This is a genomic window from Vibrio sp. 704 (assembly GCF_033339295.1).
Genome location: NZ_JAWOUH010000204.1, coordinates 1 through 900 on the forward strand (window position 1 = coordinate 1; position 900 = coordinate 900).

Here is a 900-nt window from a genome sequence, read left to right on the forward strand (position 1 = left end):
CCATGCCAACGTAGTTGTTGTTAAGGAAAGCTCTGAAACACAAATCACGCTCGCGGTGGCGGATCAAATGCTGCTGATAAACAAACAATGATGCGGCAATCAGCACCGTCCAGTAGTAACTCTGGCCTAATTGATAAAACTGCCCTAGCCCCACCAACATCGCCAACGTCACTAACTGTAACACTCCAATAATTAACTTGTCGTGGCGACCGAACAGAATCGCTGTCGATTTGATACCGATTTTTAAATCGTCATCGCGATCCACCATTGCATACTGAGTGTCGTAGGCAATCGTCCACAATGCATTAATCACAAACACAAACCAAACCATCACTGGTAGCTCACCGGTTTGTGCCGCCCATGCCATAGGAATCGCCCAGCTAAACGCTAATCCCAAAAACAGCTGCGGGATATGCGTGTAACGCTTCATAAAAGGGTAGATAAAGGCTAAGACAAGGCCCGCAAAAGAGAGCTGAATCGTTAAGGGGTTCATAGTCAAAACAAGTAAGAATGAGCTCACGGCCAACACCAAAAATAAGCCAATCGCCTCTTTCGCCGTGACCTTACCCGAAGGCAATGGACGCTGTTTAGTACGCTTCACATGACCATCGACTTTGCGGTCTGCAAAATCGTTAATGACGCAGCCTGCGCTACGCATTAAAAATACACCCAGCACAAATACAATGAGCACATCCCAACTCGGTATGCCTTGGGCTGCAATGACCAGAGCCCAAACCGTTGGCCACAACAATAATAGTGAACCAATTGGGCGATCCATTCGCATCAGCTGCCAATATGCTTTGGCTTTTTCTGCGGACATTTACACTCTCTCCTTGGCGTAAATAGGTGAATTCGATAAGAATAACTCAGCGACTAACATAGGTTTGTGATTCATCCACA

At 46.6% G+C, this 900-nt stretch carries 2 protein-coding genes; both read right to left on the reverse strand.

Annotated features, from left to right (window positions below):
• Positions 1-820, reverse strand: an 820-nt coding sequence (gene ubiA, locus R7R24_RS25460; RefSeq protein ID WP_318119890.1) for a 4-hydroxybenzoate octaprenyltransferase, incomplete at its 3' end; no start/stop codon positions are given.
• Positions 821-900: chorismate lyase (locus R7R24_RS25465; RefSeq protein ID WP_318119892.1), on the reverse strand; the 80-nt coding region annotated here is incomplete at its 5' end.